The 13,106-nt window shown below is 45.7% G+C and carries 13 protein-coding genes; 2 read left to right on the plus strand and 11 right to left on the minus strand.

From position 1 onward, the window contains the following. Positions 1–22: 22 nt before the first annotated feature. The 6 genes from asnB to L6I86_RS16640 all read right to left on the minus strand — a co-directional run bounded on the left by asnB (position 23) and on the right by L6I86_RS16640 (position 7,007). Entirely contained in the window at positions 23–1,897 is a 1,875-nt protein-coding gene (gene asnB / locus L6I86_RS16615) for an asparagine synthase (glutamine-hydrolyzing) (protein ID WP_236288841.1), read from the minus strand. Positions 1,898–2,344: 447 nt separating this feature from the next. Next, positions 2,345–4,402 carry a peptidoglycan D,D-transpeptidase FtsI family protein gene (locus L6I86_RS16620; RefSeq protein WP_236288842.1) on the minus strand — a complete coding sequence of 686 codons (2,058 nt, stop codon included), beginning with the start codon at positions 4,400–4,402 and terminating at the stop codon, positions 2,345–2,347. 40 nt (positions 4,403–4,442) lie between these two features. Beyond that, positions 4,443–5,168, minus strand: coding sequence for an HAD-IA family hydrolase (locus L6I86_RS16625; RefSeq protein WP_236288845.1), 726 nt, complete (start codon positions 5,166–5,168; stop codon positions 4,443–4,445). 10 nt (positions 5,169–5,178) lie between these two features. Beyond that, positions 5,179–6,327 carry a transglutaminase domain-containing protein gene (locus L6I86_RS16630; RefSeq protein WP_236288847.1) on the minus strand — a complete coding sequence of 383 codons (1,149 nt, stop codon included), beginning with the start codon at positions 6,325–6,327 and terminating at the stop codon, positions 5,179–5,181. A 40-nt stretch (positions 6,328–6,367) separates the two neighbouring features. Next, positions 6,368–6,796, minus strand: a complete 429-nt coding sequence (locus L6I86_RS16635) for a hypothetical protein (RefSeq protein ID WP_236288848.1) — start codon at positions 6,794–6,796, stop codon at positions 6,368–6,370. A 55-nt stretch (positions 6,797–6,851) separates the two neighbouring features. After that, positions 6,852–7,007 carry a hypothetical protein gene (locus L6I86_RS16640; RefSeq protein WP_236288850.1) on the minus strand — a complete coding sequence of 52 codons (156 nt, stop codon included), beginning with the start codon at positions 7,005–7,007 and terminating at the stop codon, positions 6,852–6,854. Positions 7,008–7,118: 111 nt separating this feature from the next. Here L6I86_RS16640 and L6I86_RS16645 point away from each other — a divergent pair, with 111 nt between their 5' ends. Together L6I86_RS16645 and L6I86_RS16650 are read left to right on the plus strand one after the other, a co-directional pair. Next, positions 7,119–8,303, plus strand: a complete 1,185-nt coding sequence (locus tag L6I86_RS16645; RefSeq protein WP_236288852.1) for an MFS transporter — start codon at positions 7,119–7,121, stop codon at positions 8,301–8,303. A 158-nt stretch (positions 8,304–8,461) separates the two neighbouring features. Then, entirely contained in the window at positions 8,462–8,815 is a 354-nt protein-coding gene (locus tag L6I86_RS16650) for a toprim domain-containing protein (RefSeq protein WP_236288854.1), read from the plus strand. Between the two features lie 10 nt (positions 8,816–8,825). Here the strand turns inward: L6I86_RS16650 and L6I86_RS16655 are convergent, their stop codons facing one another. The 5 genes from L6I86_RS16655 to L6I86_RS16675 all read right to left on the minus strand — a co-directional run bounded on the left by L6I86_RS16655 (position 8,826) and on the right by L6I86_RS16675 (position 13,098). Next, the gene (locus L6I86_RS16655; protein ID WP_236288856.1) at positions 8,826–9,458 is read right to left on the minus strand and encodes an SCO family protein; all 633 of its coding nucleotides are present in this window, start codon (positions 9,456–9,458) and stop codon (positions 8,826–8,828) included. Positions 9,459–9,475: 17 nt separating this feature from the next. Beyond that, entirely contained in the window at positions 9,476–10,453 is a 978-nt protein-coding gene (gene cyoE / locus L6I86_RS16660; RefSeq protein ID WP_236288858.1) for a heme o synthase, read from the minus strand. A gap of 394 nt (positions 10,454–10,847) precedes the next feature. Next, positions 10,848–11,702: an urease accessory protein UreD gene (locus L6I86_RS16665; protein ID WP_236288859.1), complete on the minus strand. Its 855-nt coding sequence runs from the start codon at positions 11,700–11,702 to the stop codon at positions 10,848–10,850. Continuing rightward, positions 11,695–12,357, minus strand: a complete 663-nt coding sequence (gene ureG, locus L6I86_RS16670) for an urease accessory protein UreG (protein WP_236288861.1) — start codon at positions 12,355–12,357, stop codon at positions 11,695–11,697. Before ureG ends, L6I86_RS16665 begins: the two co-directional genes overlap by 8 nt. Positions 12,358–12,393: 36 nt before the next feature. Continuing rightward, positions 12,394–13,098, minus strand: coding sequence for an urease accessory protein UreF (locus tag L6I86_RS16675; RefSeq protein WP_236288863.1), 705 nt, complete (start codon positions 13,096–13,098; stop codon positions 12,394–12,396). Between the last annotated feature and the right edge of the window lie 8 nt (positions 13,099–13,106).

Genomic DNA, 13,106 nt, shown 5'->3' on the forward strand with positions numbered 1-13,106 from the left:
CCTTACATTTGTCATTGTCGTTCTAGTAAGCAGTGAGCACTTTCTTAGGCAGCTCTTCCATGAATGTTTTGTGCCAAAGTGCAAAAATATAGAGAGTCCACAAGCGTCGTGCATAGTCTCCTTGACCGATGCGATGCTTATGAAGCATTTTCTCCACAGCCTCAATGTCGATGTAATCCTCAATCCCGCTGGTTTTGATTTGATCCATGACCATATCGCCCATCGCGCCTTTCATCCAATCCCGCAGGGGTACTGGGAAGCCTAACTTCGGACGATTCAGAATCGGATCTGGGATAATCCCTTCCATCGCTTTTCGGAAAATGTACTTCGTGGTCCCATTCGCTATGCGATACTTCGCTGGAATGCGGCGTGCAATTTCGAACAGTTCCTTGTCCAGAAAAGGAACGCGCAGCTCCAAGGAATGTGCCATCGTCATTTTGTCGGCTTTCATGAGAATATCGCCTGGCATCCACAAATTCATGTCGATGTACTGCATCCGGCTTACTGGATCCAAATGTTTCGTTTTGTTATAGTAATCGCCGGCGATTTGCACGGGATTCTTGTAGGCGCGCAGCATCTCACTATCGAGACGGAGCACTTCCGCTTTCATATCCTCGGAGAAAATTTTGGCATTCCCGAGGAAGCGTTCTTCTAGCGGAGTCGTCCCCCGCAACACATAGTTGCGGCCTTTCACTCCGCTCGGCAGTATGCGTGCGAAGCGGTTCAGCATGCGCTTCACCGATGATGGCAGCTGATCCAGCGGCTTGAGCGACTGCGGCTCGCGATAGATGCGATAGCCGCCGAAGAGCTCGTCCGCGCCTTCGCCGGACAGCACGACCGTTACGTGCTCGCGCGCAAGCTGAGCGACGTGGTAGAGAGCAATGGCCGAAGGATCGGCGACAGGCTCGTCCTGGTGCCAGATCGCTTTCGGCATCGTCGCAAAGAAATCATCCTGCGTGATGATTTTGTCGTAGTGCTCCGTCCCGAGCGTCGCTGCGGTCTGAGCAGCGATCGGCGTCTCGTTGTTGGCGCCATCGAAGCCAACGGAGAACGTGCGGATCGGTTCGATATTCCGCATGTGGGTAGCAATCGCCGTCGAGTCGATTCCGCTAGACAGGAAGCATCCGCGTTCCACGTCGCTGACCATGTGGAGCTTGACGGATTCTTTCAAGCCTTCGCGAATTTGTTCCACATAGTAGTCAAATGGCTTCTCTTCTGGCTCAAACATAGGATCCCAATATTTATGTAGGGTCATTTTGCCGTCAAAAGTAATTGTAACCGAGTGAGCAGGCGGCAGCTTATAGATACCTTGGAACATCGTATGCGGCTCTGGCACATATTGAAAGGTCAAGTAATTCAGCAAGCTGTCCGTATGGATCAACCGATTCATGCCTTCCGCCGCAAGCAAGCTCTTGATCTCCGAGCCGAACAGGAATTGACGGTCACTCACATGATAATAAAACGGCTTAATGCCGAAGTGGTCTCTCGCACCAAACAGCTGCTTTTTCTTGCGGTCCCAGATAACAAAACCGAACATACCACGCATATGCTTCACGCAATCCTCGCCAAACTCCTCATAAAGATGGACGATAACTTCGGTGTCACTCTGCGTGCGGAAAATATGGCCGCGCTCCTTCAACATCGTGCGCAGCTCTTTGTAATTATAAATTTCACCGTTGAAAATAATCCAGACGGTTTCATCTTCATTCGCTAATGGCTGATGGCCTTCTTTGATATCGATAACTGATAATCGTCTAAATCCTAAGCCAATGCGATTCTCTGTCCAGAAGCCGACATCATTTGGCCCCCGATGCACGATCACATCTGTCATTTGCTGAAGCATAGCCTCAGTTGGTTCTCTATCTTCAAAATACATAACACCTGTAATACCACACATGGTGAGACTCACTCCTCCGTACTCTCATCATTCTTTCTCTTGGACAACCGATATATTAGTATACCATATCAGCCCGTCATTCAGGAAATACCGTGAGCGTACGAGAATGGCTGTATCCTATAGAAAAATGATGGAAATGAGAAGTCGTTTTAAAGAAGCAGATAACCGGCTTTTTTTCATGAGATTCGACCACCTTTCCTCTGTGCACAAAAGTTGACCTCGGGCAACATTTAGGGTGAAGCTAATTCTTATTCTTACCCTTGGAATAGGATATGCCGTTGGGGAGCAACTGGTGCGTGTTGCTAAAAAAGCAGCGTATCGTTACTCGATTACGTGTCCCAGACTACAGGAAATCCATCTATTCGCAAAAATTCACGAAAAAAAGAGCTTGCCGCAGCAAGCTCCCTATCCCATTCATATCTCTTTCACTTTCTTACTTCCTATTCCTTACCAAGGCCGCTTCCCGCCGCCAAGCTTCGTCAGAACGCCACCGTATGCCGCGTCATATGCTTCGAAGATTTTCGCCGCAATCGGGGATGCCCCGTAACGTCCGAAACCACCTTCCGGCACTACGACCGCTACGGCCAGTTTTGGATTCTCCACCGGTGCAAAGGCGATCAGTACGGCATTCTCTACCCTTCCTCCAGCCACATCCTGTGTGGATGTTCCTGTCTTACGAGCGACATTGAAGGGTAATTCGTCAATGCCTTGAGCACCGCTTTTCATCCCATGAATAATCGTATTCCAGTCCGCTTGTGTGAACTCCTTGGATGAATCATCTAAGACCTCAGGCTCAATCGTCTTCACCAGATTGCCTTGATAATCACGTATTTCTTCTACGAACTGAGGCTTCATTCGTTTTCCACGACTAGCAAGCGTTGCCGTATATTGCGCAAGTTGCAGCGTTGTCGTTTTCTCATTCTGTCCCCAGGATGCGTAAACCATCGCGGACTGATAACTGTCTTTCTCCGCATTTTTAATAAAGTCATTGGATCCTGCGTACTCACCAGGCAATCCACTGCCCGTTTGCACACCCATGCCGAACTTAGCCAGATACTCCGCCCACTTGGCTGTCACCTTTGCGTTTTCTCGCCCAAATTTATTCCAGAAAGGGATACCTACCATCGCTGACATATACGTATTCGAGGAAACCTCAATAGCGGACGAAGCGTTTAAACTGCCATATGCGTGCTTATCGGAGTTTGAAATGGCACTATTGCCATCCCGACCAAATGTGAATGTACCTGTATCATAATAGGTCTGCCCTGCTGTAAACAACTTTTCTTTCAACCCGATTAATACGGATAACGGTTTAATCGTTGAACCCATGAAAACAATGGAAGATGGATGCTTTGCATTCTCTTTAGCGTCTGGATATTTGGCTTTGGCTGTAGTGATCGTACCATTCTGTATGTAAGTCTCGATCTCTTTATAGGTAGCTGTTGCCATCCCGCCTGTCCAAGCATTCGCATCATAATCAGGGTAATTCGCCATGGTGATGACACGTCCTGTATCCACTTCCATCGCTACTGCGAAGCCCGAGGACGCTTTCACCCCATATTTCAGATATGCATCATTCGCATTAGAAGGAGAACGGAGATACTGGATATGATCATGCAGCATTTTCTCCGTCGCCTTCTGAACGTCCTTGTTGATCGACAGATACAGATTATTGCCCTTAATTGGAGCTGTCACTTCAGCTCTTCCAATGATTTTCATCGCGGCATTCACCGGATATTTTTTACTGCCGTTCTTACCGCGCAGCTCATCCTGATACATCCGCTCGATCCCATCGAAACCGACATTCTCGTTGCTTAAATATTCTTCACTATTCGGATTATCCTTATAGATTTTTTTCGCTGTTTCGGTTGAAAATGCATTCGTATATCCGACTAACTGCGTAGCAATTGTCGTCTTATCGTCCTCCACCTCATAGGTGCGGATACTTTCTTCCGTTACTTCCAGCCCTTTGTATTCATCCCGGTGTTCCAGCAAATACGCAATTTCAGCATTGGATAAATCCGCTTTAATACGGCGTGGTACGGAATAGTAGCTCGGATCTTTCACTGGCTTTTTATTAATGTCATAGCCCAAATCCATCGCAAGGACAATTTCTTCAGCTGTTGGGCTAACTGTGTTCGGTTTCGCAAACTTGTCAAATACTTCGCTCTTAATGCGTTTGGCTAAATCAATATTAGCATCCTTATCCTGGCCTGGTTCAATACGGAAAAATAAAGACTGTACGGGAATGGTATACGCCAGTGGGGATTTCGTAGAATCATAAATATTGCCGCGAATCGGGGCGATTTTGTTGGTTTGATTCGTGTTGGTATTCTCTGCAGCCTTCAGATCCTTGGCTTGAACGAATTGAAGAATCGCTAACCGCACAATGAGTACGGAAAAAAGTAAAAAAGTAACGAAGAAAAATATATTGATCCGAAACGAAAAGTGCCGTTTTTTAGTGATTTCTTTTTTCTTCGGATCATCCATAATGGATGACTTCATGCGGGTTCATATCCTTTCTTACTAACACTTAGGTCGTACTTCACCGACCACCAACAGGCGCTGGAATCAGTTCAAGCAAGGAGCGTATGCCATCTCCCGTGTGATAAGGGTACCGAATAATACGAACAGCATCTATGCCAACTTGATTAGGGGCCCAAATATCATTCGTCTCATGATCCCCGACATACAGTACATCGCTAGCCTCAACGTCCGCCATCTGTAAAGCAAGCCGAAAAATAGCAGGGTCAGGCTTCTCCAGACCAACTTCAGTTGATACCAGTACGGGGTCAAAATAGTGTAATACCCCTTTGTCAGCTAGAATGGCTTTCAGCGTAGGAGCAAAATTAGAGATAATTCCAATGCGGAAGCCTCGTGTTTTCAGCTCTTCCAGAAATGGCTTCACATCATCAAATAGATCATAATACTCCGGCGCTGTGAAAATTTCGTATAACTCATGACAGCAGTTGAAGATCTCTTCCTCCGTCCAATCCTCATGAACGCCTAACTTATGCAGGACATAGTGGTATAGGTTAACCCAGAATTCACGATCTGACTCTGGACTGCACACCACGAAGTTATCTTTTTTCTCAACATAATAAAATAGACGAAATGCTTCTGTAAAAAGTTCATTAATATGATTTTCATCCCGGTCAACTGCGCGCAACTGCAAGTACTGCTTCAAAATCGTTTGTGCCGCAGGAATCGTTACTAACGTATCGCCTGCATCCAAAAAAATCATTTTATAAGCATTTAACTCTCTCCGCATATTCTCTCCTCTAAACGTCCCTCACATGTGTTTGATCGAAATTCGGCGGATTGAACCAATTTGCTCCGCTTGCCACCCAAGTGGAATCCAGAGGTACCCACTTATTCGTTTCCTTGAGATACACTTCATTCCAAGCGTGCGGGCCATATCCTCCCTGACCATCATATCCTAGACCTGTGACAACCTTCACATCAAGTCCAATGGATCTGGCCATTTGTGCGTATAATCTTGAATAATCAATACAAACGCCTTCTTTGGTATTGAACGTATCTTCAGGTGTTTGCTCCTTCCAAATTCGCTGTTCTTCATATAGCTTCACTTTATTCCAATCATACTGAACTCGGGTTCCTACCCAACTGTACAGCAATTTAGCCTTCTCTTCATCCGTTGTCGCATTAGCTGTAATTTCTTTGGCCGCATCCGCAATGTTACCCGGGATTTTCGCGTCAAGAACTTCATATTTTCGTTGCAAAATATTCGTGAATTCTTGCTCTACAGCACGTGTGAAAACAGGCGCCTTCTCCGCTATAAAATCACCTGTGAACGGTGAGATCACTTCTTGAGCTCCTTTTTGATACATATGTGAGGACTCAATATACGGGGTTAGCATCGAGTGAGGGAATAAGGAGACATATATGAATAAAATAGCAATTAACATAAGCGCTCTAGCAAATCCAGCTATGGATCCAATAGCCCCGCCTGAAACCGAGCTCAAAATAGAATGGCTCCGTTTGGGCATGGCAAACCGTTCAGCCAACCAACGCCCTAACACTAAATCAACCACGTGATTCAAGATTTGTTTGATGATCACATAGCCGAGGATAAATAAAACCCCAAAACGAAGTAATGGAAAATCGCGTAAACTTGTAATCACGGTATAGTAAGCTTGTTTTAGGGCACTTATGTCCGTTGTCGGAATCTGCAAATTCTGATCCTTCAACCACATTTGAATCCAAGGTGAAATCAGTTGCACACCTTTCCAAGCCAGAAACATGGCGAGGATGGCGAGCACCGCTTCCACCAACATTGCTACGAAATGCCTGGCTGAGCCAGAGCCACCACGGAAAAATCCCTGCAGCACAGAAGCTGCAATCGTGAGAACGATCAAGATGGATATAAAATTGATTGAGATGGTTTGAAACCACGCGTTATCCGTCATGCGTACTCACCTTCCTTTGATAGGCTAGCCCAACCAATGACTAGGCATTTTTCTTTGCTTGCTCGATGAACGCATTCACGGCAGCATTTGCATTCATTTTGAATGTTTTTCCGAGAAAAGTGACCTGAACCTCGTCGGATCCTGGTTTCCCTTCTACTTGCAAACTTTTCGTCGTAATTAAAAAGGAACCGTCCGGGTTAGCCTTGAATTTCGCCTCTTTGGCTTCGGAAGTCAAAGCACTAACCGCCTTATCCTTGATATCATCGCTGACTTGAGAAATAACCGTTGCCCCAATATCTTTTATTTTATCCTTATAACTCGCTCCATAAACGATAAGCGCCCCAACGATGACAAGGACTACGACCCATTTCACCACGGTTTTAACAATACCAATCACAATAAATAAAACAATAATAGCCCCTACTATTAAATACCAACGATCCTGTGCAAACGAAATCCACTGATCCATCTTTAACCCCTCCTCATAATCCAAAAGTCCCTTCCTATCATACTACATGGACTCCTTAATCTTCATCTCTTTTTTTCCTTAACTGTGCTAGCTTTTGCTCAATTTCTTTGGTTTTATCTATGCTTTTTCCAGTTCTACGATAAGATTGCCTTAAACGAAAAACAAGAAAAATGCCGACAGCAGCCAAAAGTATAATAACGATAGGGTCCATGTGTCCTCCCTGTTTCGAATTTGTGTCATTTGTCCCGAACGGTCATATCCTTGGGACGAGCGGCGTAAAACTTAAGAAGAGATGAAACTAAAGGATCGAGGTGGTAAAACCGTGCGAACAGCCATATGGTTGTACCTATTTATGTTTGTTGCATTTTTTGATTTACACGCGCAATACCCGATTTTATCCCCTTTCGCCTTATCGCTAGGAGCTGCTCCTTCATTTATAGGGCTCATTATGGGCGTATATTCACTCACACATCTTCCTGGCAATCTCATTGCAGGCTATGGTGTAGACAAATACGGCAGTAAATTTTTCATTGTCTGTAGTTTAATTGTAGCAGGGATCATATTACTATTTCAATCCAACGTGAAAGATCCGTGGCATCTGCTTTACATTCGTTCCATCAGTGGATTTGTACTTGCTTTCCTATCACCTGCTTGTTTATCTCTACTAGCTCGCATAGCGCGTGATCGCATTCATCAAAGCAAGCTCATGGCAGGCAACGGCCTGGTCCACACCCTAGCATCTGTAGTCTCACCAGCGGCAGGTGCTGTATTAGTAGCCAAAATCGGTTTTACAACCTCTTTTTCCGTATTAGGCTGGATCCTTATTATTACAGGTATTCTTGCTATTTTCGGTGTAAAAGAGAAAGAAATGCTGTCTCACAAAGCGGACAAGTTGAGCTCTAAGGCCCACATAGATCCGCACGGACATCATGCATCTCAGGATATCAAAGAAGGTGATGACAGTGATGGTGTCGCAATCCCCTGGCTTTTCTTCCTCATTCCCATGGCACTCTCTTGCTCACAGGGCATTTTGTTCTTCGAGCTGCCTCTAATGAAATCGGCACGAGAGTCAATTCTTACTTCTGGCGTATTTTTCACATTGGTCAGTTTAGGCGCATTGCTTAGTATTTCTTTCTGGTTTTTGAATAAAATATCACCTTTTCTACGAACAATCAGCGGAAGCATCGGGCTTGCCGCCGTTTTCTTCGGATTAGCCATCCAGTGGCCAATTCCATTAACCGTATCCCTTTTCTTAATCGGCATGGCCAAAGGTGTCATTTATCCCGCACTTGCAGCTTTACTTGCCAGTATTACCAGCAGCTCTAGATATGGCCGTGTGTTTTCTTTGCTATCGATTTCTTATTCGGTTGGTGCCTTTATCGGACCCATGATGGCCGGTCAGCTTCGCGATCATATTTCCTCCTACTTCATTGCATTCTTCATCCTCATGCTAGCCCTTTCACTGTTGCCGCTTCGCACGTTCAAATCGCCTATGTTAACTTCATAGTTTCTCTTCACTACAAAGGCTTGATGTCGTCAGGCCTTTTTCCATATGTCACACGCTGTAAATCCTTGTCATTTCCCAGGAAATATCGCAGCTTCGCATTACTTGGATCGCCGCTCCAAACGGGGTATACTACTTTAAAAAGGAGTGAAGGTGAATCCATGTCCATTACCATTATCGTTGAGGGGAAAAATGATAAAAGTCGCTTGAAGCGCGTCGTTGATGATACCGTCATCATCCATTGTACCTTCGGCACTCCCAGTTCCATTACGCTTGACTCGTTGCGAAAAAAGGTAGGGGATCTGCCCGTTTATATTTTCACCGACAACGACGCATCCGGCAAAAAAATCCGTTATTTGCTGCGCGATACCTTTCCAGATGCCGAACACATCTATACCCGTAAGGGCTATGCAGGTGTCGAAGGCACACCAGAAGAATATCTCATTCAGCAATTAGAAAAAGCAGGACTGGACGCGTATATTATCTACCCTGCGCCCAACCCTGCTTATGAATAATCACTTTGCGTTATTTCCCTTTTGAAAGGGTTACAACATCCTTCACAATATGCGCCGCATCCAGTTCTGGATTGCTTGCATCATAATAATTTCGGAGTTGCCCCTTCGGATCTACTAGCAAGATCGCATTTGAATGTGAGAAATTGCCGTCCTTCTCTTTGATGACCATGATACCGAAGTCCTCAGCAAGCTTATGAACCTTCGCTTCCTCACCTCGGAGGAACGTCCATCCGCCTGGAATCGGCTTCGATTCGAAACGATTTCCGAATGCTTTTAACACCTCAGCCGTATCCCTTACTGGATCCACAGTTATCGATAAAATTTCCGCTTTGGATCCCAGTAAATCCTTTTTCTTCAATTCATCCTGTACCTGTGAAATCAAGAAACTTGTCGGTAAGCATACATCCGGACAAAAAGAATAAAAGAAATAAACGAGTCGTACTTTACCGTTCATGCTTTCCGAGGTAACCGTTTTACCATCTAAATCTTGCAGTGTAAAAGAAGGCGCCGCCTTCATTGCTGTTAATCTTTCATCCGGCTTACTGCCGTTCGTCACTAACTTATAAGCAAAGGATGCAATCATTGCAATTAAAATCGCACCCAGCGCTAGCTTAAACCAATTTTTTTCCAAAAACGTCCCCATCGTTTTCGTCCCCCAGACTAAATTTTCGCTGTCGTATCAATAACCATCAAGATCGATAACAGCGTTAAATATATAAGGGAGAACAAAAACATGCGCTTTGCCCATACGATTTCCGCTTCCCCATTTGCTTTGAACCCTTTGACACTCATGAAAACCCACGTTAATCCAAGAATGGTCGATACGATTAAGAAGATCGTCCCTACATAACCATATGCCGTTAACATGACTGTAACAGGCACTAATAGAACGACATAACGAACCATACTAATTTTCGTTACAAAAGTTCCTCTGACTACCGGCAATAACGGGAAGCCCGCTGCACGATACTCTTCCATACGGCGAATACCAAGCGCCCAGAAATGCGGTGGCTGCCATAGGAATAAGAACAAGAAAACCAAGATCGCTCCCAAATCAATATTCCCGCTAACCGCGCAATAACCGATCAGAGGGGGTACTGCTCCTGAGATTGCGCCTACGAATGTGCTCCATACCGATGTTCTTTTGAACCACGCTGTATAGATCCAAACATAAAAGAACAATCCAAGTAAACCCATTAATGTAGCTAAAGGTGAATGAGCCCCTAAATAGAGAACCCCTAATCCAATCGTACCAAGAATAATTCCGAACCAAAGAACAAAATTGGCGCTTAACCGTCCACTTGGCAGTGCTCTATTCTGTGTGCGTTCCATCTTCGCGTCCATCTCACGGTCCAGATAATTATTCAGTACCGTACCTCCAGCCATAACAAGTGCTGTGCCTAGCATCGTCATAATTAAATGGAGCCAGTCAACATCCCACTTAGCCGCTACCCAGTATCCAGCGAATGCTGTCATTAAATTGGAATAAATAATACCCGGTTTCACCAGTCGGTAATATTCCTTCAAGGTCACAGGCCCATTTGCACCTTTCGTCGAGCTAGCATCTATGGCATCAGTTCCAGCTTGCCCTTGGGACGAGCCGGTTGAAACATTTTCGTAAGTGACTTGATTATCCATGTGCGTTTACCTCCTCTATATCGAATTTCCGATCCTACATCTTAATGAACATTCTCATCATACCAACCCCTACATCATTTGACAATGAAGCACGGGCAGTTGTCATCATATTGTCGATTCTCCCTTCCAGTATGCGTGGAAAATGTACTTACCATTCGATTCCAATTTGGATTATGTGAAAAAGTTGTGGAAATTAACGCGTAGGGCACCTGAACACCCCTATCTATGCGCTCATAAAGCTAACTATCGCCACTATCCCCTTCACTCAGGTTAGCAAGCGTCGATGATCCTGAGCCAATGGGATAATGCCCATAAGCTTTAGCGTTAAACAGATTCCCCCAACCGCAGGCGGTGTAAATAGGAAAAGGAGGCAGGTTTTTACCTGCCTCCTTTCCTATTTATTCACTAGCAGCGGCGTTAAATCGAATAAGCTGCGGCGGATTTGGTGCCAAGCCTTCGTCAAGACATCTTGCAGCTCCCAGGCATGCCTTCCCATGACGTTCACAACAAGTCCATATTTGTAAGTTAGACTTGCTCCTACTCGAATCGTTTGGCCTTCCAGCTGACTTAATTCGTCCACAATGACTTCAAGGTGGCGTGGACCAAGTCGGTCTGAGAAGATAAACAGATTGCCCATATGCGTCTCGCCTTCCCAGCAACCTGGTGAAGACAGCTCCATCGTACCTGGTTCAACACGCTGATTCTGATAGAAGATCAGCTCGCCTTCATACCAGACCTTCATCCTGTTCACATACCTTGTATAGTGAAATATTTCCCCTCGCTGTGTGCGACCGGGACAGAGGACATCGGAGAAAATCAATGTCGATCCTCTCGATAGATGTGCCTCGGTTTCTGCGAATAAGTTAGCATCCTTATAGAGCATTAAAGGCTCCGGCATATACTCAAGCAACGCATCAGATTCAAGTCGAAGTATCTGATGCTGCGTACTTCCTTGATTTTCAGCCGCGGGATGCACCTTCGTGAATGACTGGTTCGTTAGAAAAACACGTGCGCCCTCTTCAAGGCGCACGTTAATTTCGTAATGATCACCAGCCATTAGCCCAGGTGAGCAATCCATCATATAAACGCCCAACTGATCCATAGGAGCGGCACCATCTAAGCACGTTTCATTTTCATAACGAAACGTTTTGGCGATTTTGAGCGGGGAGGCATGATATTTGTGTATGAGCCGCGTGAAGCCGCTGCGCACCGCAAATTGTGCGGATATCTCCCCAGACAGCTTAGGCATGGCTGAACTCCGTCTCCACCCAAGACACGATATCATCCAACCCTGTGCCACCCATTAGGTTTGAGAAGATATACGGACGCTCGCCGCGCATTTTCTTCGTATCGGAATCCATAACTTCTAAGCTGGCGCCGACATAAGGAGCAAGATCGATTTTGTTAATGATCAGCATATCCGAACGCATGATGCCAGGGCCGCCTTTACGAGGGATTTTCTCCCCTTGGGCCACGTCAATAATATAGATGAAGCGATCCACGAGCTCCGGACTGAATGCAGCTGCCAAATTATCGCCACCACTCTCAATGAAAATAATATCGAGATTCTCAAATCTTTTCTCCAGTTCTTCAATCGCTTCGAAATTCATCGACGCATCCTCACGGATCGCTGTATGCGGACATCCACCTGTTTCTACTCCAATGATACGCTCTTCTGGCAATGCCTCAGAACTAATCAGAATACGTGCATCTTCCTTCGTATAAATGTCATTCGTAATAACTGCGATACTATAGCGGTCATTCAGCTTTCTTGCCAAGCGTTCTACTAATGCTGTTTTGCCAGAACCTACAGGACCTCCGATCCCAATTCGCATCGGGCGACTGCGATCTGCTGCTGGCTTCTCCCATTCGTGATGATGATGATGACCGTTTCCTTGACACATAGTAATTCCTCCTCAGATATATACTTAGATTTCCTTCTATGACATAAATAAACGTGAATATAACGTTTCATGCTGCATCATAGCTAAATCAGCCGCTGGTGAATTCGTGTAAGCCTCCATTGGATCCAGATGTGAAACTCGCTGCCATTCACTTCCTGTCAAAGGAACGAGCTTCGCGAGCAGCATCTGACCTTGCGTTTGTCCAATGGACATTAGCCTGAGCGCACTATTGATACAAGTCATGATACACATATATAGATAACCTTCAGCAGCCTGATGGAGAGGAACGCCTAAATGATAGCTCACCCATCCATGCACAACGGGATGATTCGAGCTGCATTTCCCAGCACTTACCGCATCATCGAGCGGCTGCCAATTCAGCTCCGGATACAGCGAACGTGATAATTGGAGCAATCTACGCCCCATTTTCTGAACGCCGCTCCGCGTCTCGCTCCCTACCCTCTGCACATGAAGCATGTGGTCGAGATCCCAAAGCTGCCCTAACTCCCCTCGAGGGATGTGCAGATAAGCCGCTTTAATGACCATGGCATCCGAAGAGGCCCAGCTTCCCGCAAGCATCGACCGAATATAGGCTTCCAGTTCGGAGATTGTCGTCAATCTCCCTTGTTGGACGAGCGTTTCCAAACCAAAGGAGTGAGAAAACCCGCCAATCGGAAGCGCCGAATCCAACAGTTGCTGATAGGCTAACCAATGGAACGGTGGATGTTCTAATGCAGTCATTGTTGTCA

Source organism: Paenibacillus allorhizoplanae, assembly GCF_927798215.1.
In the GTDB taxonomy this organism is placed as follows: domain Bacteria; phylum Bacillota; class Bacilli; order Paenibacillales; family NBRC-103111; genus Paenibacillus_E; species Paenibacillus_E allorhizoplanae.

Bases quoted from the DNA above. Each gene is read 5' to 3' on its own strand.
- asnB (WP_236288841.1), bottom strand. From the start codon at position 1,897: ATGTGTGGTATTACAGGTGTTATGTATTTTGAAGATAGAGAACCAACT.
- L6I86_RS16620 (WP_236288842.1), bottom strand. From the start codon at position 4,402: ATGAAGTCATCCATTATGGATGATCCGAAGAAAAAAGAAATCACTAAA.
- L6I86_RS16625 (WP_236288845.1), bottom strand. From the start codon at position 5,168: ATGCGGAGAGAGTTAAATGCTTATAAAATGATTTTTTTGGATGCAGGC.
- L6I86_RS16630 (WP_236288847.1), bottom strand. From the start codon at position 6,327: ATGACGGATAACGCGTGGTTTCAAACCATCTCAATCAATTTTATATCC.
- L6I86_RS16635 (WP_236288848.1), bottom strand. From the start codon at position 6,796: ATGGATCAGTGGATTTCGTTTGCACAGGATCGTTGGTATTTAATAGTA.
- L6I86_RS16640 (WP_236288850.1), bottom strand. From the start codon at position 7,007: ATGGACCCTATCGTTATTATACTTTTGGCTGCTGTCGGCATTTTTCTT.
- L6I86_RS16650 (WP_236288854.1), top strand. From the start codon at position 8,462: ATGTCCATTACCATTATCGTTGAGGGGAAAAATGATAAAAGTCGCTTG.
- L6I86_RS16655 (WP_236288856.1), bottom strand. From the start codon at position 9,458: ATGGGGACGTTTTTGGAAAAAAATTGGTTTAAGCTAGCGCTGGGTGCG.
- cyoE (WP_236288858.1), bottom strand. From the start codon at position 10,453: ATGGATAATCAAGTCACTTACGAAAATGTTTCAACCGGCTCGTCCCAA.
- L6I86_RS16665 (WP_236288859.1), bottom strand. From the start codon at position 11,702: ATGCCTAAGCTGTCTGGGGAGATATCCGCACAATTTGCGGTGCGCAGC.
- ureG (WP_236288861.1), bottom strand. From the start codon at position 12,357: ATGTGTCAAGGAAACGGTCATCATCATCATCACGAATGGGAGAAGCCA.
- L6I86_RS16675 (WP_236288863.1), bottom strand. From the start codon at position 13,098: ATGACTGCATTAGAACATCCACCGTTCCATTGGTTAGCCTATCAGCAA.